We start from the raw sequence: 22025 nt of genomic DNA on the forward strand, positions 1-22025 counted from the left end.
TGTTGCAAACTGCTGCATATTATTTTTTATTAATCAATCTCCTCAACTTTTTTCAATTGGTTATACTATCTTGCTTATGCGATCGCGTATTGGGAATCAAAGTAATTAAATCGTCAATATTACGCTTCATTGTCTCGCAAATTGCATCTAATGGTAAATCATTAGCGTCATAACCAAAGGGGTTTTCTATCTCTAAGCCAATGGCTTCAATGCCAAAGACAGTGAACCCAACCAAAGCAGAAATTAAACCTGTCCACCAACCAAGTTGTTCTACTATTTGAAATGGTAGCAGAAAGCAATATAGTATTAGCAATTGCTTCAAATGAATAGCATAAGCAAGCGGCATAGGCGTTTTTAAAATACGTTCGCAAGCACCTAAATTATCCACAAGATTATTCAATAATTCTTGCATAGATGTTAGTTGGTAGCTATTAAGGCAATTACGATTATACTGTTCCTGTAAATAATCTCCTATCCAAAAGGCAACCTCTATGGGGGGATTATTCATAATCTTCAGTTTTATATACTTAGTAGATGGCATTAAATCTTCTAACTCGCTATTGACAGTTTCTCCTCGTAAATGTAATTTAGTTGTTACAGCAAAAGCTGCTAATAAGTTTAATGCTGTAATTTTCTTGTCTTTATCTTCTGGTGAAATTTCATCAACTGATACCCAAATTTGCCGCGCTAGATTTCGGACGTTATTTACTATAGATCCCCAGCATTTTCTCCCTTCCCAAAATCGCTCATAAGCAGTATTTGTACGAAAGACAAGTAACAAACCTAAAACAATACTAGGAATAACACTTCCTAAAATAGGTTGGGATACAGGTTTGTCAAAATGGTAAAGCAGAGAAATTAAAAATCCGAAAGCTCCACACCATAAAATATGTTTGAAAATTGCTTTCGTCACTGAACCTTTAAATTGTAGTGCTCTGCGTAACAATTTGATTTTTTCGGTTATCATGTATTCACCATAATAAAATATTTATTGAACCGATATATTCAGCATTTTTTAACTTAAAAATAATCATTATAAAAGTAGCATAATTAGTAAATAGATACTTAAAAATCTCTTATTGCTAAGAACATAATATACTGGCGACTATGTATTTTATTCTAATTTCTGTTATACATTTTAAAGTCCGGTTAAATACTTATTATTAGGACTGACGCAAACATTATATAAAAGTCAAAAGTAATACTAAGGCTGGGTACAACTAAGCGAAAATTGTAAAGAAATGTAAATATTTTCCAGTGGCAGCATAAATTCCGCATTTTATCCCGATAAATCTATAGAAGAAAAGGTATATTCCTATCGATAATGTTCATACAACATTAGTCGGTATCATGTACCCGAGTAAATCAAGAAGTTCTAGCCTGTAAAAATCCTGCCCTGTAAATTAAATGTTAGACATAACTTATTTGGTTATGTCTTTTTTCTTGTCGTTAGTCTCGAAACGTTGAATTTCAATCAAATAACCATCAGGATCGCGGAAAAAGCAATGATAAATGTTGTACTTTTCATTTAGTGTCGGTGGCTTTTTAAATTCGACGCCACGTTCTTTGAGATATTTAAACCATTCATCCACCTGCTGTGTTACTAGGGTAAAAATAATACTTGATTGCTTGTCGGTTGGAGGAGCCGATGTTTCGCTTGCTTGGCACAATCCTAAGTATCCAGAACCACTAACAGTATAAATTCGACAGGTTACTTGGTCAAGCCACAACTCAAAACCTAGCTTTTGTTCGTAGAATTCTGTAGCTGCATTGAGATTATGGGTGTAAACGAAGGTAATTTGCTGGTCTATTTGCGGATGAGTAGACATAAAACACATTTGAGTATATACCCTAACGACATTGGGCGATCGCATAGGTAAAAATTAATTGATGTTAGAAACCTGTTACTGCTCCAGAATGCCTTAAGTGCATCTGGAGTTTCTTTTTGGAATAAAGCCATAAAAGTTTTCCCAATCATTCTAATATGGCAAAACATGGCTGAATAAGGATGCATACTGAATTATCTATATTTAACACGGGCATCACTTATTGATGTACCCCTCCTATCAAACAACTCTCGCAAAACAGCCTTAGTTTGTCTGGGGCTGTTTTGCGTTACTTCCAATACAGAAGGAGTGTAACGAGAATCCTCAAACACTTTTATCTACATTTGAGTGTATACCCTGATGACGTAGGATTTTCTCAGGGTGAAAATTTGGTATAGGTAAATGCGTATCTTTCCTGACTCCAGATTTGCCACAAACATTTCTGGAGTTTTTATCAATACTGGAGTTTGAAATTAGCAATCTAGTCTAGACTCTAGTGAATATTTTATTTTGATTATCAATACGTATGTTATAGCTGTGCAGTAAAATAAATATAAATTAGGAATTCTTATAAAAATTACTGAGAAAGTATGGAGGAAGTTGCTGCTGCTATTGCTGCCGTAGTTGAGTATTATTAGTGATTTATATAATTCATTTGTTAACGTGCATATTAAAACTATAGGGTGCGTCAACATAATGTAACGCACCTTGAATTACCTTACTATTTTTTGTTTTTTTTCCCGAAGTGATAGACTCCTAAAGCAACCCCTATTCCTAATACAGCAGGAGCAGCAACGCCAACAGCAATAGCAGCACCTCCTCCTACCATAGCAGCAGCAGGGCCTCCGGCCAATCCTCCAGCTATTGCTCCGATTTTTCCTGCATCTCTACCATTTTTTCTAGCTTCACGTTCATGTTCAGATAAGTTTTCATCATCTTCTAAAACTTTACTAACTACCAAATCAGTCGCTACACCACTTACTAAACCTCCTACACCTGCTATACCCCCTGCAACACGACCAGCAACCGTAGGAGCTTGTTTAATTCCTACATTTATTAAAACTTTTGATATCGGGTTTATAGAGTTCTTTGCAGTTTCCACTGCTGCCTTAATTGCAACCTTTGTACCAAAACTAATAGCACCCCCAGCCACTACACCTCCTCCAACGGCTGCAACCTTATTCACTTGGTCACTTTTATGCTTCCCTGTTTTGCAATAAAAGGCAAAATGCTCACAGTTGTTAGAAGCAGGACAATATTTGTCCTCACGTAATCTGGTTTTTGCCCTTTGGACTATAATTTCATCTGCATCACACTTTCCATATTCCTTTATATGAATTGTCTTCCCTTCGGCAAATGCATTCTTAGAAACTAAACAAATTCTTTGCCCATCATAATGAATGACAGTTCCATCACCACAATCAATTCCATGATGAGTAAAAGGATTGCCATTAGTCCAAAGACTGACGTAGATATGATCCCCGTTAGCCATGATTTACCTCTTCTATTGGATTACATTCTTTGTAATCCTTTAGATACAGATTATGAGGGTAAGAATTTATTTGTCAGTAGTAAAAGCCGTAAAAATTTCCGATAAAGTTATATCAAAATATTCAAGTATATAGTTCTAAGTACTAGAATTTTACCTAAGTAAGTTTTGGCTTATATCAAGACAAAAACATGAAACTTTATAGAAGAAATTGCAAAATATGAAGTTAATAAAAAGCGCCAATGCATCTATCCTTATTGATTCAACTCAGAGGCAAAATAGTTAAGTGATCGCACCTATCCTTATTGATTCGACTCAGAGGGAAAATAGTTAAGCGATCGCACTTCCGATTTGGACTAAATCAAAGTGCAACCGCACTAAATATAAATGTTTATTTCGTTGTATATGTCACAAAAATATCCTTTTTCATTTCAACTTCTGCCGGTGCATCTGGATTATAAACTGGTGATAATAAAAAGCTAGCAAATGACGGTAAAGGAACTCCAGTTTTAGAACTACATGAGGGATAAAATAATGTGTAAAATGGCTCGGCTACAGAAGGAGTACTAAGTTTAACTTCCATCGCAGTTGCTAAAGCCTGAGCGCGGCTTTGAGCATCTTTCATCGCTGATTGATAAACTGAACTTTGCAAAGCCTGACAGTCATTTACTGCATATTCAACACCCACACTTTTGACAGAAAGGTTTTCAATTTGGCTCGTGGACTTGTTCGCTGTACCAACAATTTCCTGGACGCGATCGCGCGTTGGTTTTTCTAGTCTCACTAATATCTTGGCGTTATTTTCACTGGAATTAGGGTTAATTTGCACTTGAATTTTATCAGCACTAATTCCTTTGGCAACCAGGCTATTAACTACAGGCTGAAGAGTTGCTTTAGTTAGGGATTTTTTGCTTGGTAAAGGTTCTGCTGCTGTTTTGTAATTAAAAAGTAGAGTCGGTGAGGATATGCGGCGGGTTTGGGGTAGAGATGATGGTTGCGTTTGTAACTCATCATTGCTACCTCCGCTACTGAATACCAATTCAATATCCGCTGTATCTGCTGGCACTCTCACTACGCCTTGACCGATTACCATTAATGAATGGCGATCGCTTGCTGGTGGGTAAAATAATTGGGCGTTAGTGACTTTAGGTGTTAATGTCCCTATCCCAACAGTCACAGTAATACTTAGCAGCATTAAAGCAGTTATTTTTCTCATATCCTGGGAATGTCCTTTGAACTTAGTAATTGTCAAAGTTTACACCTCAAGAGGAATATACTGAATCCTTTATCCAAATAATTGACTAAAAAAGGTACTGGGGATTAGAAATTGGAGATTGGGGACTGGGGAAGAATTATTCTAATCCTCATCCCTAATTCTACGTATAGTGCCAACCATCAAAGAAGAGTTGCACTTTGACAAAAGATATCGAACCAATCCCATGTCTTTTACACTTACTTTAGTCGTGGGATTGGCTCAATATTCAAAATTTAACTGTGGACATAATTATATTTCAGCAGAGAGCCAAATCTTATTAGAACTATTAACCAAACCAGTGGGAAGGTTCACAAGTTGGTTCAACTGTTTCACAAACACGATGGCTAATCCAATCTGACTTTTCTTGAACGATTAGACAAATGCCTTGGTGAATCAAATTCTGTAAATGTAGCTGCTGCTCTAAGGGTTTACGAGGCAATTTGTAATAAGCCAAGCTTCTTTGTTCAGCCTCCGGTGGAATCTGTTCGTCAGACATGACGCTGTAAAAGGAGGGAATGCGGTTGAGGACGAAAGTAATTAGCTCTTGGCGTAAATCAGGAATCGCAAAGGCTTGTTGATATGGATCGGATGGATATGTATTCAAAATACTTTCAATTTCTTCCACTATTGACTGTTGTGTTAAATTGACTACCGTTTTCATGGTTTTAAACCCTTTTTTAATCAAGTCAATGCTTGGTTGAGAAAATAACTTTTTTAGATGGCCATGTCCTGATGACAACCAGTCAAATTACTTTTAACTGATAGATGCAATCAACCCTGAAACTAGCCTCTTATCTTGGTACAATATCAGACATTTGGCTTTGCTTATTTTAGTTAAACTTTATACTGTTTTACAGTATCACTTATTAAAATAGCGTCCAACAATCTGGTAAACTACCGACATTTTATATTTATAATCTTAATGATTTCAAATTTCTGCCAAAAAGGCAGAAATCTACATAAAACGCAGTATCAAAGCTAGGGGATCAAGGTTAACAGTAATAAACTAACTTGAATTAGGAACAAGTTTTGAATGAAGTTAAGCTTTTTGAGTAATTGACATCACTTTTTAGGCTTGAGGCAAAATTTGCTATTTCATCTAAAAAACTTATTTGTTGCACTTTGATTTAGTCAGTCAGAAAAGTGACGACTCACTATAGTGCAGAATCAGTCTAGCGACAGATGAAATGAACGAGCAAAAACGTTTAAAAAGTTCACATTATCGAAAGAAAGATGACACAACTGATTGTTAATTTCATCAGCCGCAGCTAATCCAGAAAGCATCGCACCTTCTACAAGATTGCCGCCACACCAATCACCACAGCAAACTAAAGGTAAGGCAGTTCCAGCAGACAAAAAAGCTTCGTGCCAAGGACGGCTAGGAAAGGCATAACGCCAACGATGTACTTGCATCCATTCGGGAGTATTCAGCCAAGGAAGGGACAAAGATTCAGCTGCTCGTTGCAACATATATTGTCCGACAGGTTGTAAATCCTGTGATTCGAGATGACGTTGGGCAAAATCAGCGCTACTTTGCACCACAAAATGTGGTTGTTGAGGGTTAGGACGCTTGCTACTGTCTAAACCAATCCATGCTAAATCAGCATCATCCACAAAAGTTAGGGCTTTCCACTGAGGAAGGGGTTGAGATGTAGAAGGATATCCAGCGATCGCACTAATCGAAGGATAAAATTCTACAGAACGCAAGTTATCAAGAAAAACTGCATCCAATACACTCTCACCCAAAGGTTCCAATAACATCACAGCTTGAGGTGCAGGAATAGCGACAACTATAGCTTTTGCAGTTAATTCTTCCTTACTAGATTCCAGAGTCAGACGCCAGCTATTTTCGGTAGTTGGAGTAATAGAGATGACACGCTGATTCAGTAATATTTCTAAACCTGGGGTGAGGGATTTAGCGATCGCACTCATTCCCCCAGGCGCAACATAACGCGGACTGCGGTTATTGGGTTCAGATAAAGGAACACCTGTTGTGAGTTCGTAAACCTCATCTGTCCAAACTTCGAGTATATGGCGCGATCGCAATATCTCCACAAAACGTTCCAATAATTCACCCTTTGGCTTCAGGTAACAAGCCCCATGATCTGCCAAAGTTCCATGCAAGCGGCGTGTAGCTAGTCTCCCTCCCAAACCACGCGACTTTTCCACCACTACCACCGAATATCCAGCTTGACTTAACTGCTGGGCGCAGACTAAACCGGCAATTCCGGCACCAATCACTGCAATATCAGTCATGAGTCAATAGTCCCTAGTTAATTATTGGTCATTAGTTATTGGTTATTATCAAAGGACAAAATTACTACTAATGACTGCTGAAAGCTAATAGTAGAATAAGGTACAGAAAGCTGCACGGAAGGGAGGAAGGGAAATTGGATGAAATGAGGGCGGCGCTAGAGTTAGCGACCGAAGAAGAGTTGCAAGACTTAACGGCAATTCTATTTAGTCGTAAGTTCAATCCCTTAGACTATGTACACACACCCGAACCCATCGAAGTACAAAGCCAAGACCGCAAAGCTTGGTTAGATGCACTAGAGGGCCGCTTTCGTTTTTTGGCGGCAGATGGGATGACAGTATTACGGGGACGCACAAGCCAGGTAACTTACCGACAAGCGTTAGTTCAAGTATGTAAGTATCTAAAAATTCCCTATTCTCATCAGCTGGCAACCATTGATTTAGAAGCAGAAGTATTTTTGCATCTGTTAGGACAGGTGTGGAAAAAATTGCCGGAACAGGAAAAGCAAAAATTGACTATACAGGTGCAGCGTCAGCTGCTGAAATCAGAACTAAAACAACCCCTACCACTTTTATTGCAACGCGATCCCTTAGGATTACTTTTTAAAGGCGGTAGTGCGCTGGCAGTTACTTCTCTTCTCCAGCCACTTGTACTTAAGCAAATTGCCCGTCAATTTGCCATCCACTTTGCTACTTATGAAGTAGCCAAACAAGCGGCAATTACAGGCTCAGAAGCAGCTGCAACCCAATTTCAAAGTTATGTAACGATGCAAATGGCGCAACGGAGTATGACAGTCAGTGCAGCTCGTTATGGGGTAGCCCGCACGATGTTTGCCGCGATCGGCCCAATGATGTGGACTTGGTTTTTTGCGGATTTAGGCTGGAGAGCGATCGCTACTAACTATGGTCGAATCATTCCCACAATCTTCGCCTTAGCTCAAATTCGCCTCACTCGTGAGGAATGTTGGGAGCCAGCTTGAACAAGGTTTTTGACTATTTCAAGTCTCGTTGGCAATCTTCTTGGAACTACTCTCTATGGGCATTGTTAATCTTCCCATTGAGTCCTTTAGTAGGGGCTGTGACTGTAGGTTTTGTCTCATTAATAACTTGGCTGAAACAATCCCGCAAAATTAATCGCCGCCCCCTCAACTGGGGATTTGCCCTATTGAGTGTATTACTGATCGTAAGTGCTGGGTTTGCCCAAGACAAAACAGCAGCTTTCCTCGGCTTATTTAATTTATTACCATTCTTTTTACTTTTCGCTGCCCATAGCGCTCTGATTCAAACATTTACCCAATTGCGGCAAATGGCTTGGGTTTTGGTAGTCGGTTCCATGCCAGTAGCAATTATGGGCTTGGGACAGTTATTTTTAGGCTGGAGTTTCAAGTTCCAGTTTGTGTGGGTTGTGTTTAGTTGGACAATCAGACCAGGCGGAAACCCACCAGGTCGTATCGCTTCACTTTTCTTGCACGCTAACACCTTCGCAGCTTATCTAGTAATAGTTTTCATCCTTGGTCTAGGGTTATGGCTAGAACAATGGCGATTAGGGATGAGGTATTGGGGATTGGGCATAGGAGGCAGAGGGGCAGACAGGCAGAGGGACAGAGGGGAAAGACTTACTGCGCCCCACTCCCCAGTTCCCTTTCTCTTCCTAACAGTGGCGGTGATTGTGAATTTTATTACCTTGATTTTCACCAACTCACGCAATGGATGGGCGATCGCTATTTTTGCCTGTTTAGCTTATGCACTCTACCAAGGTTGGCGCATTCTTGTAGGTAGCGTTGCTGCGATCGTCTCTAGTGTGCTTTTGGCAGCTTTTGCTCCCTCATCAGTCGCTCACATTTTTCGCTTGGTAGTTCCTGCATTCTTTTGGGCAAGGTTAAATGACGATATGTATCCAGATAGACCAGTCGCTTTAATGCGAACAACTCAATGGGAGTTTGCCTGGTCTTTAGCTCAACAACATCCTTGGACTGGCTGGGGATTACGTAGTTTTAGTGCGCTTTACAGAGCAAAGATGCAGATTCCCTTGGGTCATCCCCATAACTTGTTTTTGATGTTATCTGCTGAAACTGGTTTTCCCAGTGCTTTTTTATTTTGTGGCTTACTCGCTTGGATTTTGATTACAGGTGTCCAATTACTGCAAAAGTCAAAATATCTAAATACAGGAGACAGATTGATATTTTTCAGTTATCTTCTAGCTTTTGTTGGGTGGATTTTATTAAATACAGTAGATGTAACCCTCTTCGATTTTCGTTTGAATGCGCTTTCATGGCTAATTTTGGCTGCCATTTCTGGAGTAGTACATCGTAATTACGAAAAAAACAGGCTTGCATCTCATCAAAATTAGCTATTAGTTTTTTCAGTGTATGCACTGGGGACATTGAGAGTTTTAAGTTAATAAGATTGCTATATTCACGTCTGTGAGTGTGACTAATACCTAATTAGTCACTGTTGCTGATTGTTGGGAAGGTGTAGGGACATCCCTTTTGGGGTTTTCCTGCATGACGGGCATCTCTTGTAGATGCCCTTTTGTATATTTATTATTTTTATTCAGTTAAACACTATCTTAAAAAGATTCAATTTGACGCAATCTCTGAAAAAATTTTATCTTTGATAAAGGAACATAAAACATGATTGCTGAAATTAAACTAGGTCTTTGTAACCCACAAGAACCTATTTATTTATATGTAAAAAAAGGAGAATTAAGCGGGGAATCCTACCTATGGTACAATTATGATATTAATAATAAAATGACTATTCCTGTGCAGCAAAAAGAGCTGACTGGTTATCTATCAGATATTAAATTAACGACGAAATAATTTAGAAAAAAGGACAACATTAAGTTAGACATTGTTGTTAGAGCGGATGAAATTTATATTGTTAGGACTGGAATAGAAACGAACTTTGCTAAAAGTTTTCTTTTAGCTGTATCGCTAATCCCGGATTTTTCCAAGCCTCTGATTATCGCTGCAACTGCTGGAGAAGAGAATGTGGTTTTTTGTAACCTCTACGACGCAGCAACTAAAACCAGGATTCACTCTGAATGGAACAGAGATGCTGATTGGCTAGCAATAATTGATCGTATTCAAACTAGGTTGCAGACATCTAAAAATTCCCATATCGTCTCTGGTGAACCAATACTGTTCTAGGAAAACTAGGGAGGCGGGGAAAGTTGGTTAAGGAATTTATTTCCCAGATTGATTAGCTACAACTTAACAAAATCGCATTACTCCCTAACGGAGTGATGATGTGTTTTTTAGCTATGGCTCTAAGCCTTGGCTACGTTTTTCTTGGATGATTTGTTGTAGCTCATCTACTGAATTAAGACGTTTGCCATTAGACTGAACATGTAATGCTAGGGCGTGAATTGCTTCTGTATCGCCACGATTTTGTAAGATATAATCTCGCAATTGCTTGTGTGTCATTTGTCTAAAGTTAGGCTTATTCATAATCAACCTCTTCTTCTGGATTAATTACTACAACTGTCTCTTCACCTGCTATTACTACGATGTTATCTGTTCGCTCATCTAAGCTAACTAGGTAAACCGGGAGATACATTCGCGTTAGCCAAGTCAAGACTCTGTATAACTGTTTCAATTGTTCTGAGGTTGGCTGCATTCACCGCTAAACTTAGGCTAAACACAAGCTGAAACTTTATTATGACCGATAACCCTCACAGATAATCGGTGTAAGCTCTCGGTAAAATAGGTGTGTCGGTAACGAAAAAAAGACGCCTCCATAACCAACCTTATGCTCACAACAGCTAACTTTCTTCAGTACACCCAATGGTCAGGTATAGCTACATTGGTATTTGCTGCCTTGACATTTTTGGCTTTTATTCTTAAATGGGGCATCCGCTTTCGGTTGGTGGGTACGACTGGCTTTATGCTGGTGGTGACTGCTGGTTTATTTGGACTCTCAATAGTCCCCTTGAGTCGGACTGTGATTCCCGGAGCAGTCCGGTACACTCTAGTTTATGACAATGGCTCAACACAAGCAGTGATTGCCACATCACCCAAAATTACACCCACACAGTTAGAAGCAACTTTACGTCAAGCAGCTAGTAATCTCTTTTCTTATGGTCGCTCAGGTACACGAGAAGACGAAAATTTGACAGTTCGCGCCCGTACCATTATCCACCGAGAAACAGGGATTTCTGTCCCAGTTTACTTGGGTGAGGTCAAGCGATCGCTCGTTTCTCATCAAAATTCCCCGGTAACAGTCAAAATTTACACAGACAATTTCGCCCAATTGCCAAAACCCACCGCTTAAGAGGCAGGGAGCAGGGAGAGCGGAGGAGAAGAATAATTAATGCCCCATACCCGAATGGCACTAAGAAAAGCTATAAGGTTTGCGGAATAAGGACTATAGCTTTAATTCCCTCTCCCGTAGTAATAGCATGATTCAGGCGATCGCACCAGTGCTGGCGATTGCCGTGACTTTGAATTGGTATTACATCAGAGGTTAAGCAACACACGCTCTCAAAGCTGCTCTTGAAAGTCGGGAGTAATTGTGGTATTGGGTAAATGATATTACACAGCAAAACGTTCTTGATTCCGGGGAATGGTAATTAAAAACCAATATGACTACATTGTGATTGGTGCAGGTTCGGCAGGCTGCGTTGTCGCCAACCGTCTGACAGAAGAACCTGAAACCACTGTGTTGTTACTAGAAGCAGGCAAAGAGGATACAAAACCGGAGATTCAAATCCCGTCGGAATGTACAAACCTACCAGGCTCCGAGGTGGACTGGGGCTATTTCTCTGAACCAGAACCCTACCTCAATAACCGCAAAATCTTTTGTCCCCGTGGCAAAGTCTTGGGCGGCAGCAGTTCGATTAATTTTATGACTTATATTCGAGGCAATTATCTCGATTATAACCACTGGAGGGAATTGGGGAATCCCGGTTGGTCGTACCTTGATATATTGCCCTATTTCAAAAAATCTGAGAACCAACAACGAGGTATTTCCGAATACCACGGTGTAGATGGCGAGTTGAGCGTGACCGATGTCATTTCCCCATCTGCAATATCCCAACGATTTGTAGATGCATGTGTGACAATGGGTTATGACGAAAACCCTGATTTCAACGGAATGCAGCAGTCAGGTGCGGGACCTTTTCAGGTAACTATCAAGGATGGTAAACGACACAGTACTGCTGCTGCATTCCTGGTGCCAATTCTCAAGCGTCCCAATTTGACAACAATGACTGGAGCGTTAGTGACTCGGTTGCTTTTTGAGGGAACTTGCACTGTTGGGGTGGAATATCTGCACGAAAGCATACTGCACCAAGTCAGGGTCAACAAAGAGGTGATTTTAAGTGCTGGCGCGTTCGATTCACCCAAACTGCTGATGCTTTCCGGTATTGGCGATGCAAAGTACCTGCAAGCAATGGGAATTCCGGTCGTTGTTGATTTACCAGGTGTCGGACAAAACCTCCAAGACCACATTTGCGTTCCTGTGCCATACGAGGCAACTCAGGATTTACACAGTAATGGGATCAGTCAAACTGGATTGTTTTTGCATAGCGAGGGTCATCTAGACACTGCGCCAGATTTAGAGATAATCTTCGGTCCCATTTTGAGGGTACCTCCTGGCTATCCCAACTCTGGTTTCGGTTTCACGGGTATAATCGTTTTGACTCATCCCCAAAACATTGGCAGTATCAGTTTGCGTCCTGCCGAAGGCAGCAGCGCTTCGCTATCATCTAATCCCAAAGATACACCAATGATTCATCTGAACTATCTGCAAAGTCAATCCGATGTGCAAAAGCTAGTTGACGGAATTAAATTAATACGCAAATTGTTTCATACTAGTGCCTTTGATGAGTTTCGAGGCAGAGAAGTTGCGCCTGGTGCCGATGTGACTAGCGATGAAGCACTCGTTGCATACATCCGAGAAGTTTGCAGTACTGTGTATCATCCTATCGGCACCTGCAAAATGGGAACTGACCCAATGGCGGTTGTAGACCCCGAACTACAGGTACATGGGGTTAAGGGGTTGCGTGTCGTCGATGCCTCAATTATGCCAACTTTAATCACAGGACATACGAACGCGCCGACAATTATGATCGGCGAAAAAGCAGCCGATTTAATTAAAGCCGCTCTTCGCGTTTCACAGCAAGTAACTTTCAAGAAACACATTGCCTGGGGTGAGAAATAGGAATCTGACTTTTCACGGGATATGGAAAAGACAAAGTGGTTCACGAATATTGGGACTTTGTTGGCGAATTATTTGAACCCAGAGATGAATTAAATTTATCCTTGAGAATTTGTACTCGTAGTGTCACAGTTAATTATCCTATTCGCTTGCACGTCTCAAAAAAGTAAAGTATGGAATGAACGAGAAAAGTATGGAATGAACAAGTAAGCTTTTTCTACCTCCAACAATTTTTTAGATAACTCTACATTATCCCTCCATCGGCGTTCGCCTGACTTATGCCATTACTACGAGAGTTGGCATTAAAGCTGTAGCCCATACTCCACATAGCTTAGAGCTTTTCTTAGTGCCATTCCCCCATGCCCCATGCCCCATGCTCAGAGAAAAAATTAATTTACCAGTTACCAGGATGACAAAAATTATTTTGTATTTACTGATACATTAATGGTTATTTTTAGATTAAGATGTTCACACTTTAGTGGTTATACTGTGGGAAAAAGTTAATTAGCGTGGGGTAATGGGTACTAAGAGTTGTAATTTGTCAGTTGTTGTCCTAATTGCCCCTGTTGCCATTTTCAAAATTCTTTGCAGCAAATCAAGGAGTTGTAGGGGCATATATTTTTATACTTTACATATATATCTGTAGCTAAAAATTGCATAAAATAGCACACTCGCCTACACATTATCAATTCTCGATTGCTTTTCTTGAGAATCTGACAATGGTAATGTTAATTAATTATACGGTTATTCAAAACTTTGATAGTTCGGAATTTCAGGTCAATGGGTATTTATAGATTCAAGCAATGTCGTCAAACTACCCAATTAGTCGGCAACAGGACTTGTGTATTTAATTGTTTGGCTAAAATCTAGATAAGCCGAGTGGAAGGTTGGAGCCATCCAAAAACCAGCTTGGCAACAAGTATCTTTGATCACCAGTCTATTTGATTAAGAAATATCAAGGTTTTGGCAAACGAGATTATATGCCCAATAATTTTTCTACTCAACCTTCTTTGTCTACTCAAACCTCTAGTTCATTATTTACGCTCACAGTTTCCCCTGCAAAAGTAATCCGTGGATCTGGGGTGTTGCAAACAGCCGCAGCAGAGATTGCCTGTTTGGGAAGTCGTCCCTTAATTGTGGCAGGTAAGTCTACTCTCGCCATCAGCCAACAAAATTTACAACCAGTTTTAGAAGCGCAACAGTTACATACTGTCCAAGCTTCTTATGGTGCAGATTGCTGCGAAGCTAGTCTGAAATCTTTACAGAAGAAGGCAAAAGAACATAAAGCTGATGTAATTATCGGTGTTGGTGGCGGCAAAGCCTTAGATACAGCGAAATTAGTCGCGCAGCAGTTACATCTACCAGTGGTGACAATTCCCACTTCCGGGGCTACTTGTGCAGCTTGGAGTGCCTTATCAAATGTTTATTCGGAAGATGGGGCTTTTCTTTATGATGTGGGGCTATCTCGTTGTCCCGATTTATTGATACTCGATTATGACTTGATTAAAACTGCACCACAACGTACCTTAGTAGCTGGAATTGGTGATGCGATCGCTAAGTGGTACGAAGCCTCAGTTAGCAGTGGACACTTGCAAGATACTTTAATTATTGCTGCGGTGCAACAAGCACGAGTTTTGCGAGATATCTTGTTGCAAAAGTCAGCCGCCGCCCTCGATGAACCAGGTTGTGAGGTTTGGCGAGAAGTGGTAGATGCCACTGTTTTATTAGCTGGAGTAGTTGGGGGACTTGGGGGGGCACAGTGTCGCACAGTTGCCGCCCATGCCGTGCATAACGGTTTAACTCATATTTCAGGACATGGCAGTATTCATGGCGAAAAAGTTGCTTTTGGGATTTTGGTGCAACTGCGTTTAGAAGAAATGCTACAAGGCAATCAACTTGCTGCATCGGCACGGCAACAGTTGTTAAAGTTCTACACAGAAATTGGACTACCCCAAAAATTAAGTGATTTGGGATTGGGCAATATTACATTAGGCGAATTGCAAACAGCCGCTGAAATTGCTCTAGTTCCTAATTCTGACATCCATCGACTACCGTTTAAAGTCGCGTTGGAACAGCTGATGGCAGCAATGGTTTCTACCACTGCACCGATAGATAGTAAAGACACTACAAATCGAGTTTCGCCCAAGGGAATGAGTGACGAGGTTTTATGAGTTTAAATTGGATTGTCCCAGCAGAACGTATACAAAAATTACCACCTTATGTATTTGCCCGTTTAGATGAACTGAAAGCTAAAGCACGGGAACAAGGGTTAGATTTAATTGACTTGGGTATGGGAAACCCCGATGGTGCAACGCCAGCACCAGTAGTAGAAGCGGCGATCGCAGCTTTAAAAGATCCTGCCAATCACGGTTATCCACCCTTTGAGGGCACAGCTAGTTTCCGCCGTGCCATCACCAACTGGTATCATCGCCGTTATGATGTGGTTCTCGATCCTGATAGCGAAGCCTTGCCACTTCTCGGTTCTAAAGAAGGATTAACCCATTTAGCACTCGCTTACGTTAACCCTGGTGATTTAGTTCTGGTTCCTTCCCCTGCTTATCCGGCACATTTTCGCGGCCCGGCGATCGCTGGTGGGAAAATCCACAGCTTGATTCTTAAACCCGAAAATGACTGGTTAATTGATTTAGCTGCGATTCCTGACGAGGTTGCTAGACAAGCCAAGATACTCTATTTCAACTATCCCAGCAATCCTACCGCCGCTACCGCCCCCCGCGAATTTTTTGAAGAAATCGTCGCCTTCGCCCGCAAATATGAAATTTTGCTGGTGCATGATTTGTGTTATGCCGAGTTAGCTTTTGATGGTTATCAACCCACTAGCTTGCTAGAAATTCCCGGCGCAAAAGATATTGGTGTGGAATTTCACACCTTATCTAAAACCTACAATATGGCTGGTTGGCGCGTTGGGTTTGTCGTGGGCAACCGCCATGTAATTCAAGGTTTGCGGACGTTGAAAACTAACTTGGATTACGGCATTTTTGCCGCATTACAAACAGCAGCCGAAACAGCTTTGCAACTGCCAGATGTGTATTTACATGAGGTACAACAACGCTACCGTACCCGCCGCGATTTCCTCATTCACGGGTTAGGAGAGTTGGGTTGGGATATCCCTAAAACTAAGGCGACTATGTATCTTTGGGTGAAGTGTCCCGTTGATGTTGGTTCCACAGATTTTGCCCTGAACGTGTTGCAACAAACAGGCGTTGTGGTTACTCCAGGTAATGCCTTTGGGGTTGCAGGTGAGGGTTATGTCAGGATCAGTTTGATTGCAGACTGCGATCGCTTGGGTGAAGTTTTACATCGCTTCAAGCAAGCTGGCATCCGCTATCAGCCTGAAGCTGTAGTCCCTGCTTCAGAGGCGATCGCCGATCTCGTTAGTTGATTATAGAAAGGAAAACCAATATTAGATGACTAAAATTTTTGCTGATGATCTTTGAGATCGTGTAAAAAATAGGTGAATCAGTTTTAAATTTCTCTTCTTTACTATTGGTATCCAGGTACTGTGGCGAGGCTGGTTAAAATTGCACGGCCTCTGATGAGGGTTGGCAAGCTTGCAAAAGAGACTTAACGGGAAAAGTCAGAATCTTAAATCCAATATCTAATTTTTTTGCTATGGTAATCCCAAAGGAATTGTTAAGTGCTTACAAGATGTAAATTATGTGATTAACTACTTATTGAGTATATTTATACAAGTACATAAAAGTATTTTACAGATAAAATACATCTTTATTGTTACTTAGTGGGTTGAGTAATACGCATTTCAATATCTGACAATGTTTGTAGCAATAAACGATTTGCCTGCAATTTCCAACCCCAATTCTGAATTCTGTAAGCTAATACAGTTCCAACTACAGACGCTAACAAGCCTATGGGTTGATTTAAAGAAATTCCTAGTAACAAACCCAATCCAGCAATTCCCCAAAATGGTAAGGCTACTGCTTGTCTTTGTTCTTCTATCACTTGGGTAATTATATTAGATTTCATCGTAGCAAGTAATGCCTCTTTGACTTGCTGCTGTTCTGTTAGCGACATTGTTAAACTTATTTTACGGCGTAGTTTTTCTATTTTGCGGGCATCAGTGCTGTATTCAGTTAGTTCATCTTCTGCCATTTTTAGGAGTCGTTCTAGCTGCGCCATCATGTATTACATCCGGTATTTTGATCGAGTTATTAAACTGAATAATTATTAATTGTTCTTGCTGATAATTTTGTATTTCATCGCCAAATATCAAGCTACGCATAGTAGCAGTTATGCACTTACAAGTTGAGTATAAACTTAAAAGGTAATATTTATGACTTTAGTATCTAAAAGCACTTTGTCTCTATTTGCCCAAGAACGATCGCTTATTCTTTGGTTTGATGAAATTGGTATTGCTGATATACCAGTAGTTGGTGGTAAAAATGCCTCACTAGGGGAAATGATTCAACAGTTAACACCCAAAGGCATTAACGTTCCCACAGGATTTGCTACTACTGCTTACGCTTATCGTCATTTCATTCAATCAGCAGGGTTAGAAGCAAAACTACGTAAACTTTTTGCTGACTTGGATGTTGAAGATGTCAAAAATTTACGAGAACGCGGAAAAAAAGCGCGATCGCTATTAATCCACACACCATTTTCTCTAGAATTGCGCGAGGCGATCGGCACAGCATACCATAGTCTCTGTGAACAATACCATACAGACACAGATGTGGCAGTCCGTTCCAGCGCCACTGCTGAAGACCTTCCTGATGCTAGTTTTGCTGGACAGCAGGAAACTTACCTCAATGTTGTCGGTGTCGAAGGAGTTTTAGCAGCTTGTCATAAATGCTTTGCTTCTCTATTTACGGATCGCGCTATTTCTTATCGTCATGCCAAGGGGTTTGACCACTTTAGCATTGCTCTAGCTGTGGGTGTGCAAAAAATGGTGCGCTCTGACTTAGCAACCTCTGGGGTGATGTTCTCCATTGATACAGAAACCGGCTTTAAGGATGCGGCACTAATTACAGCCGCCTATGGTTTAGGTGAAAATGTTGTCCAGGGGTCTGTAAATCCCGATGAATATTATGTTTTTAAACCAACTTTAAAAGCTGGTTTTTGCCCAATTATCGATAAAAAATTGGGCAGCAAAGAACTGAAAATGATTTATGATGACGGCTCAAAATTTACGAAAAATGTTTCGGTTTCGCCCAGCGAAAGAGGTAAATTCGCTCTGAGTGATGAAGAGATTTTACAACTAGCAAGTTGGGCATGTTTAATTGAAGACCATTATTCCCAAGTCCACGACATTTTCACTCCAATGGATATCGAGTGGGCAAAAGATGGGATTACGAACCAACTTTTTATTGTGCAAGCGCGCCCCGAAACCGTTCAGTCACAGAAGACGGGAAATGTGTTGCGAAGTTATCGGTTGGTATTGGGAAATAGAGAATGGGGAATCGGGAATGGGGAAAATTCCCACTCCTCACTCCCTGATTCCCAATCCCCAATCCCTCTGGTTACGGGACGTGCGATTGGGGAAGCAATTGGTCAGGGAAAAGCACGCCTAATTTTAGATGTTCAGAAACTAGAACAGTTTCAAGTTGGGGAAGTTTTGGTGACAGAGAGAACCGATCCCGATTGGGAACCAATTATGAAACGTGCCAGTGCAATTGTCACCAATTCTGGGGGGCGCACGTGTCATGCAGCAATTATTGCGCGAGAATTGGGTGTACCTGCGATTGTGGGATGCGGCAATGCTACAGAAATTTTAAAACCTGGTCAAGAGGTAACAATTTCTTGCGCTGAAGGGGAAGAGGGAAAAGTTTATCCAGGTTTATTACCTTTTGAAGTGGAAGAAGTTCCTTTAGAAAACTTACCCCGCACCCGCACTCAAATTTTAATGAATGTAGGTAATCCTCAAGAAGCATTAAGTTTATCTGCAATTCCCAACGATGGCGTAGGTTTAGCGCGGACAGAATTTATCATCGCTAACCAAATTCAAATTCATCCAATGGCGTTAATTCACTATGACTTATTAAAAGATGAATTTGTGAAAGCTAAAATTGCAGATATTACCGCACTTTACGAGGATAAACCCCAGTATTTTGTAGATAAATTAGCCCAAGGTATAGGTAGAATTGCGGCGGCATTTTATCCCAAACCAGTGATTGTGCGAATGTCAGATTTCAAAAGTAATGAATATGCCAATTTATTAGGTGGGCGACAGTTTGAACCCCATGAAGAAAACCCAATGCTCGGTTGGCGGGGGGCGGCGCGTTACTATGATGAAGGTTACAGAGAAGCTTTTGCCCTAGAATGTCATGCCATCAAGCGGGTAAGGGAAGAAATGGGTTTGACAAATGTTATCCCGATGATTCCCTTTTGTCGCACTCCCGACGAAGGGCGTTTGGTTTTGGCAGAGATGGCAAAAAATGGTTTAAAGCAAGGTGTTAACGACTTGCAGGTTTATGTAATGTGCGAGTTGCCGAATAATGTGATTATGGCTGAGGAGTTTGCTGAGGTATTTGACGGCTTCTCAATTGGTTCCAACGACCTAACTCAGTTGACACTGGGGATAGATAGAGATTCGGCGTTAGTGGCGCGGTTATTTGATGAACGCAGTCAGGGTGTAAAGCGAATGGTAAAAATGGCGATAGAAGCGGCGAAAAAATGCGATCGCAAAATCGGCATTTGTGGGCAAGCACCCAGCGACTATCCAGAATTTGCCCAGTTTTTAGTTGAACAAGGAATTGACTCGATTAGCCTGAATCCAGATTCGGTTTTAAAGACAATGCTGGAAGTGGCAAAAGTCGAGGGTAGTAATTCGTAATTCGTAATACGAGTAATGTATGCCAGCTAGAGATTGCTACCACGAGAACTTGAAGAATGCGCTGATAAAGATGCCTGGACGATTACCGACAATCCTTTTCATCTATTGAACACACGAAAATTCCTTACTCTTACGGTGATATTCAGCATGAAACTATTTTTGATCAAGAACAGGATCGATATTTGGTGATGATTCTTGGTCGAGAACCAGTCCCAGAACTCTCTCCAACTGCAACACGTCGTGTTCACGGCTGTCTGATTCACATTGATATTATTGATGGCAAAATTTGGATTCAACGTGATGGCAGTGAAGAGGGGGTAGCAACAGAATTAGTAAAGGCAGGTATCACAAAGGATCGGATTGTGTTAGGGTTCCGATCTGAAGAACTGCGGAAAGATTCAGAATTTGCGTAGTTTACCGCCGCAGGCATCGCATAACCAACGGTAGTTGAACTTCTGGATAACTGCCCATAGCATAGCGATCGCCATATTTTGTTTGTGTAATTGTCTACAAAACTTTTGACTTATCAACCATAAGTATCTTAGTATTTTGCAGAATGGCGATTTAGTTTAATAACTAATGAATAAAAAGTGGTTCCGAATTGGGATGGTGAGTGTATTTCTTTTCTCACTTGCCTTACGGTTTTGGGGACTGGAGCGATTCAACACTCTGGTATTTGATGAAGTTTACTTTGCTAAATTTGGTAATAATTATCTTACGCATACGCCATTTTTTAATGCTCATCCGCCGCTGAGTCAATATATTATTGGCATCGGCATTTGGATTGGCAGTCACATTCCTTTTTGGCACGATACGGTAAATGGGCTGACAGGTTCATTGCGATCGCCTTGGACTTATCGTTGGTTAAATGCCCTCACCGGCTCATTTATTCCTGTAGTTGTGGCTGCGATCGCTTATCAGTTAAGTTATCGTCGTACCTTTGCAATACTTGCAGGATTATTCACAGCTTGTGATGGTATTTTTTTAGTTGAGTCTCGGTATGCTCTAAGTAATATTTATATCGTCATTTTTGGTTTGTTAGGGCACTGGTTTTTATTATTGGCATTAGATAACCAAAATCGGCGACGTTCTTTTTGGTTAGTTTTTGCTGGCATTGGTTTTGGTGCCTCAGTCGGTACTAAGTGGAATGGTTTATGGTTCCTATCAGGTGCTTATCTGATTTGGGTAGCAGCTTGGGTAATTCATTTAACATATTCTTTTCCTAACCTCAAACTCTTTTTTACATCCTCTTCATTGAAGGAGGCAGGAGGCAGGAGGCAGGAGGCAGAAGTCAGGAGTCAGGAGGCAGAAATCAGGAGTCAGGAGTCAGGGATTAGTACTTATTCTCCCTCATCCCCCTCATCTCAGACACCACTACAAAACTTGACTCAGCTCAATATTTTTCAGATGCTGTTTTATCTAGGAATTATCCCAGCTTTTATCTATAGCATCATCTGGATTCCTCACCTTCAACTAGATAAAACTTATGGATTTATTGCAGTACATCAGCAAATTTTAAAGTTTCACTTACATTTAGGTGGCAACAGTCCTAATGTGCATCCTTACTGTGCTGCCTGGTACAAATGGCCTTTGATGACTCGACCAATGGCATATTATTATCAAACGGCTGAAAGGATCACCGATCCGTTACCTGTGATGGACCCGCCTTTGCCTGCCAGCGCTGGAAAAGTTATTTATGATGTCCACGCAATGGGCAATCCATTTTTGTGGTGGTTCGGTGTTGCTGCTATGTTGTTTTTAGTGGGAATGCTGGTTTCGCAAATCGTAATTCCTTGGGTGAAGGAAAAGCGTTTTTCTCTTAAAGCAACTCCTAATGTTGATACTTGGATTGCTTTATATATAGTTATCAATTATGCTGCTAACTTATTACCTTGGGTGAAGGTTAATAGGTGCGTTTTTATTTATCACTATATGTGTGCATTGGTGTTTGTATTTTTAGCGATCGCTTGGTTTGTCGATCGATGTCTTTGCAGTTATTATCAACAACTCCGGGCGCTAGGTGTCACCATTACTTTTATTATTCTGGCTGCTTTTATTTTCTGGATGCCCATTTATTTGGGTTTACCCCTCTCTCGTGACGGTTATAAGCTGCGAATGTGGTTCAACTCTTGGATTTGATTAAAGGGGCATTGGGCATTGGATGAATAATAACTTCAAACTCCTAACTCTTAACTTGTTCCTAAACTTAATATAGCTACACATATACAGAAT

Annotated in this window: 19 protein-coding genes; 10 read left to right on the forward strand and 9 right to left on the reverse strand. The window is 40.8% G+C overall.

Annotation, left to right across the window (positions count from 1 at the left end; all coding sequences use genetic code 11):
• Window positions 1-52 precede the first annotated feature (52 nt).
• The 6 genes from NLP_RS06140 to NLP_RS06165 all read right to left on the reverse strand — a co-directional run bounded on the left by NLP_RS06140 (window position 53) and on the right by NLP_RS06165 (window position 6826).
• Window positions 53-967 (reverse strand): bestrophin family protein, encoded by a 915-nt coding sequence (locus NLP_RS06140; RefSeq protein WP_104905612.1) that lies wholly within the window; start codon window positions 965-967, stop codon window positions 53-55.
• 454 nt (window positions 968-1421) lie between these two features.
• Window positions 1422-1829, reverse strand: coding sequence for a VOC family protein (locus NLP_RS06145; RefSeq protein WP_104905613.1), 408 nt, complete (start codon window positions 1827-1829; stop codon window positions 1422-1424).
• A 718-nt stretch (window positions 1830-2547) separates the two neighbouring features.
• A complete protein-coding gene (locus NLP_RS06150) occupies window positions 2548-3318 on the reverse strand; it encodes a lecithin retinol acyltransferase family protein (protein WP_104905614.1) in 771 nt (256 codons plus the stop codon).
• Window positions 3319-3706: 388 nt separating this feature from the next.
• The gene (locus NLP_RS06155; RefSeq protein ID WP_158680308.1) at window positions 3707-4567 is read right to left on the reverse strand and encodes an SIMPL domain-containing protein; all 861 of its coding nucleotides are present in this window, start codon (window positions 4565-4567) and stop codon (window positions 3707-3709) included.
• A gap of 289 nt (window positions 4568-4856) precedes the next feature.
• On the reverse strand, window positions 4857-5231 hold the full coding sequence (locus NLP_RS06160) for a hypothetical protein (protein ID WP_104905616.1): 375 nt from the start codon (window positions 5229-5231) through the stop codon (window positions 4857-4859).
• A 506-nt stretch (window positions 5232-5737) separates the two neighbouring features.
• A complete protein-coding gene (locus NLP_RS06165) occupies window positions 5738-6826 on the reverse strand; it encodes an NAD(P)/FAD-dependent oxidoreductase (RefSeq protein WP_104905617.1) in 1089 nt (362 codons plus the stop codon).
• Between the two features lie 134 nt (window positions 6827-6960).
• Here NLP_RS06165 and NLP_RS06170 point away from each other — a divergent pair, with 134 nt between their 5' ends.
• The 3 genes from NLP_RS06170 to NLP_RS06180 all read left to right on the forward strand — a co-directional run bounded on the left by NLP_RS06170 (window position 6961) and on the right by NLP_RS06180 (window position 9645).
• Window positions 6961-7803 carry a hypothetical protein gene (locus NLP_RS06170; protein WP_104905618.1) on the forward strand — a complete coding sequence of 281 codons (843 nt, stop codon included), beginning with the start codon at window positions 6961-6963 and terminating at the stop codon, window positions 7801-7803.
• Window positions 7785-9173, forward strand: a complete 1389-nt coding sequence (locus NLP_RS06175) for an O-antigen ligase family protein (RefSeq protein WP_104905619.1) — start codon at window positions 7785-7787, stop codon at window positions 9171-9173. Before NLP_RS06170 ends, NLP_RS06175 begins: the two co-directional genes overlap by 19 nt.
• A 283-nt stretch (window positions 9174-9456) precedes the next feature.
• The gene (locus NLP_RS06180; protein WP_104905620.1) at window positions 9457-9645 is read left to right on the forward strand and encodes a hypothetical protein; all 189 of its coding nucleotides are present in this window, start codon (window positions 9457-9459) and stop codon (window positions 9643-9645) included.
• A gap of 441 nt (window positions 9646-10086) precedes the next feature.
• Here the strand turns inward: NLP_RS06180 and NLP_RS06185 are convergent, their stop codons facing one another.
• Together NLP_RS06185 and NLP_RS34045 are read right to left on the reverse strand one after the other, a co-directional pair.
• On the reverse strand, window positions 10087-10275 hold the full coding sequence (locus tag NLP_RS06185) for a DUF6887 family protein (RefSeq protein WP_104905621.1): 189 nt from the start codon (window positions 10273-10275) through the stop codon (window positions 10087-10089).
• Entirely contained in the window at window positions 10268-10444 is a 177-nt protein-coding gene (locus NLP_RS34045) for a DUF6888 family protein (protein ID WP_199784772.1), read from the reverse strand. Before NLP_RS34045 ends, NLP_RS06185 begins: the two co-directional genes overlap by 8 nt.
• Window positions 10445-10576: 132 nt before the next feature.
• Between NLP_RS34045 and NLP_RS06190 the strand changes: the two genes are divergently transcribed.
• From NLP_RS06190 to NLP_RS06205, 4 genes are all read left to right on the forward strand, one after another.
• Window positions 10577-11098, forward strand: coding sequence for a Ycf51 family protein (locus NLP_RS06190; RefSeq protein WP_104905622.1), 522 nt, complete (start codon window positions 10577-10579; stop codon window positions 11096-11098).
• A gap of 291 nt (window positions 11099-11389) precedes the next feature.
• Complete coding sequence (locus NLP_RS06195) at window positions 11390-12988, forward strand: GMC family oxidoreductase (RefSeq protein WP_104905623.1); 1599 nt, start codon at window positions 11390-11392, stop codon at window positions 12986-12988.
• 977 nt (window positions 12989-13965) lie between these two features.
• Window positions 13966-15156 carry an iron-containing alcohol dehydrogenase family protein gene (locus NLP_RS06200; RefSeq protein WP_104905624.1) on the forward strand — a complete coding sequence of 397 codons (1191 nt, stop codon included), beginning with the start codon at window positions 13966-13968 and terminating at the stop codon, window positions 15154-15156.
• The gene (locus NLP_RS06205; protein ID WP_104905625.1) at window positions 15153-16385 is read left to right on the forward strand and encodes an aspartate aminotransferase; all 1233 of its coding nucleotides are present in this window, start codon (window positions 15153-15155) and stop codon (window positions 16383-16385) included. The genes NLP_RS06200 and NLP_RS06205 overlap by 4 nt, the downstream gene beginning before the upstream one ends.
• Before the next feature lie 350 nt (window positions 16386-16735).
• Here the strand turns inward: NLP_RS06205 and NLP_RS06210 are convergent, their stop codons facing one another.
• Window positions 16736-17140 carry a hypothetical protein gene (locus NLP_RS06210; protein WP_104905626.1) on the reverse strand — a complete coding sequence of 135 codons (405 nt, stop codon included), beginning with the start codon at window positions 17138-17140 and terminating at the stop codon, window positions 16736-16738.
• A gap of 154 nt (window positions 17141-17294) precedes the next feature.
• On the opposite strand from NLP_RS06210, the gene ppsA reads away from it, so the two are divergent.
• The 3 genes from ppsA to NLP_RS06225 all read left to right on the forward strand — a co-directional run bounded on the left by ppsA (window position 17295) and on the right by NLP_RS06225 (window position 21932).
• Window positions 17295-19793, forward strand: a complete 2499-nt coding sequence (gene ppsA, locus NLP_RS06215) for a phosphoenolpyruvate synthase (RefSeq protein ID WP_104905627.1) — start codon at window positions 17295-17297, stop codon at window positions 19791-19793.
• Window positions 19794-19867: 74 nt separating this feature from the next.
• Window positions 19868-20206 (forward strand): XisI protein, encoded by a 339-nt coding sequence (locus NLP_RS06220; protein WP_104905628.1) that lies wholly within the window; start codon window positions 19868-19870, stop codon window positions 20204-20206.
• Between the two features lie 166 nt (window positions 20207-20372).
• Window positions 20373-21932 (forward strand): dolichyl-phosphate-mannose--protein mannosyltransferase, encoded by a 1560-nt coding sequence (locus NLP_RS06225; protein WP_104905629.1) that lies wholly within the window; start codon window positions 20373-20375, stop codon window positions 21930-21932.
• Window positions 21933-22025 lie beyond the last annotated feature (93 nt).

The organism is Nostoc sp. 'Lobaria pulmonaria (5183) cyanobiont', from assembly GCF_002949795.1.
Lineage (GTDB): Bacteria > Cyanobacteriota > Cyanobacteriia > Cyanobacteriales > Nostocaceae > Nostoc.

Coding starts and splice junctions, on each gene's coding strand:
- NLP_RS06140 (WP_104905612.1), bottom strand. CDS start 967: ATGATAACCGAAAAAATCAAATTGTTACGCAGAGCACTACAATTTAAA.
- NLP_RS06145 (WP_104905613.1), bottom strand. CDS start 1,829: ATGTCTACTCATCCGCAAATAGACCAGCAAATTACCTTCGTTTACACC.
- NLP_RS06150 (WP_104905614.1), bottom strand. CDS start 3,318: ATGGCTAACGGGGATCATATCTACGTCAGTCTTTGGACTAATGGCAAT.
- NLP_RS06160 (WP_104905616.1), bottom strand. CDS start 5,231: ATGAAAACGGTAGTCAATTTAACACAACAGTCAATAGTGGAAGAAATT.
- NLP_RS06165 (WP_104905617.1), bottom strand. CDS start 6,826: ATGACTGATATTGCAGTGATTGGTGCCGGAATTGCCGGTTTAGTCTGC.
- NLP_RS06175 (WP_104905619.1), top strand. CDS start 7,785: ATGTTGGGAGCCAGCTTGAACAAGGTTTTTGACTATTTCAAGTCTCGT.
- NLP_RS06180 (WP_104905620.1), top strand. CDS start 9,457: ATGATTGCTGAAATTAAACTAGGTCTTTGTAACCCACAAGAACCTATT.
- NLP_RS06185 (WP_104905621.1), bottom strand. CDS start 10,275: ATGAATAAGCCTAACTTTAGACAAATGACACACAAGCAATTGCGAGAT.
- NLP_RS34045 (WP_199784772.1), bottom strand. CDS start 10,444: ATGCAGCCAACCTCAGAACAATTGAAACAGTTATACAGAGTCTTGACT.
- NLP_RS06190 (WP_104905622.1), top strand. CDS start 10,577: ATGCTCACAACAGCTAACTTTCTTCAGTACACCCAATGGTCAGGTATA.
- NLP_RS06195 (WP_104905623.1), top strand. CDS start 11,390: ATGGTAATTAAAAACCAATATGACTACATTGTGATTGGTGCAGGTTCG.
- NLP_RS06200 (WP_104905624.1), top strand. CDS start 13,966: ATGCCCAATAATTTTTCTACTCAACCTTCTTTGTCTACTCAAACCTCT.
- NLP_RS06205 (WP_104905625.1), top strand. CDS start 15,153: ATGAGTTTAAATTGGATTGTCCCAGCAGAACGTATACAAAAATTACCA.
- NLP_RS06210 (WP_104905626.1), bottom strand. CDS start 17,140: ATGGCGCAGCTAGAACGACTCCTAAAAATGGCAGAAGATGAACTAACT.
- ppsA (WP_104905627.1), top strand. CDS start 17,295: ATGACTTTAGTATCTAAAAGCACTTTGTCTCTATTTGCCCAAGAACGA.
- NLP_RS06225 (WP_104905629.1), top strand. CDS start 20,373: ATGAATAAAAAGTGGTTCCGAATTGGGATGGTGAGTGTATTTCTTTTC.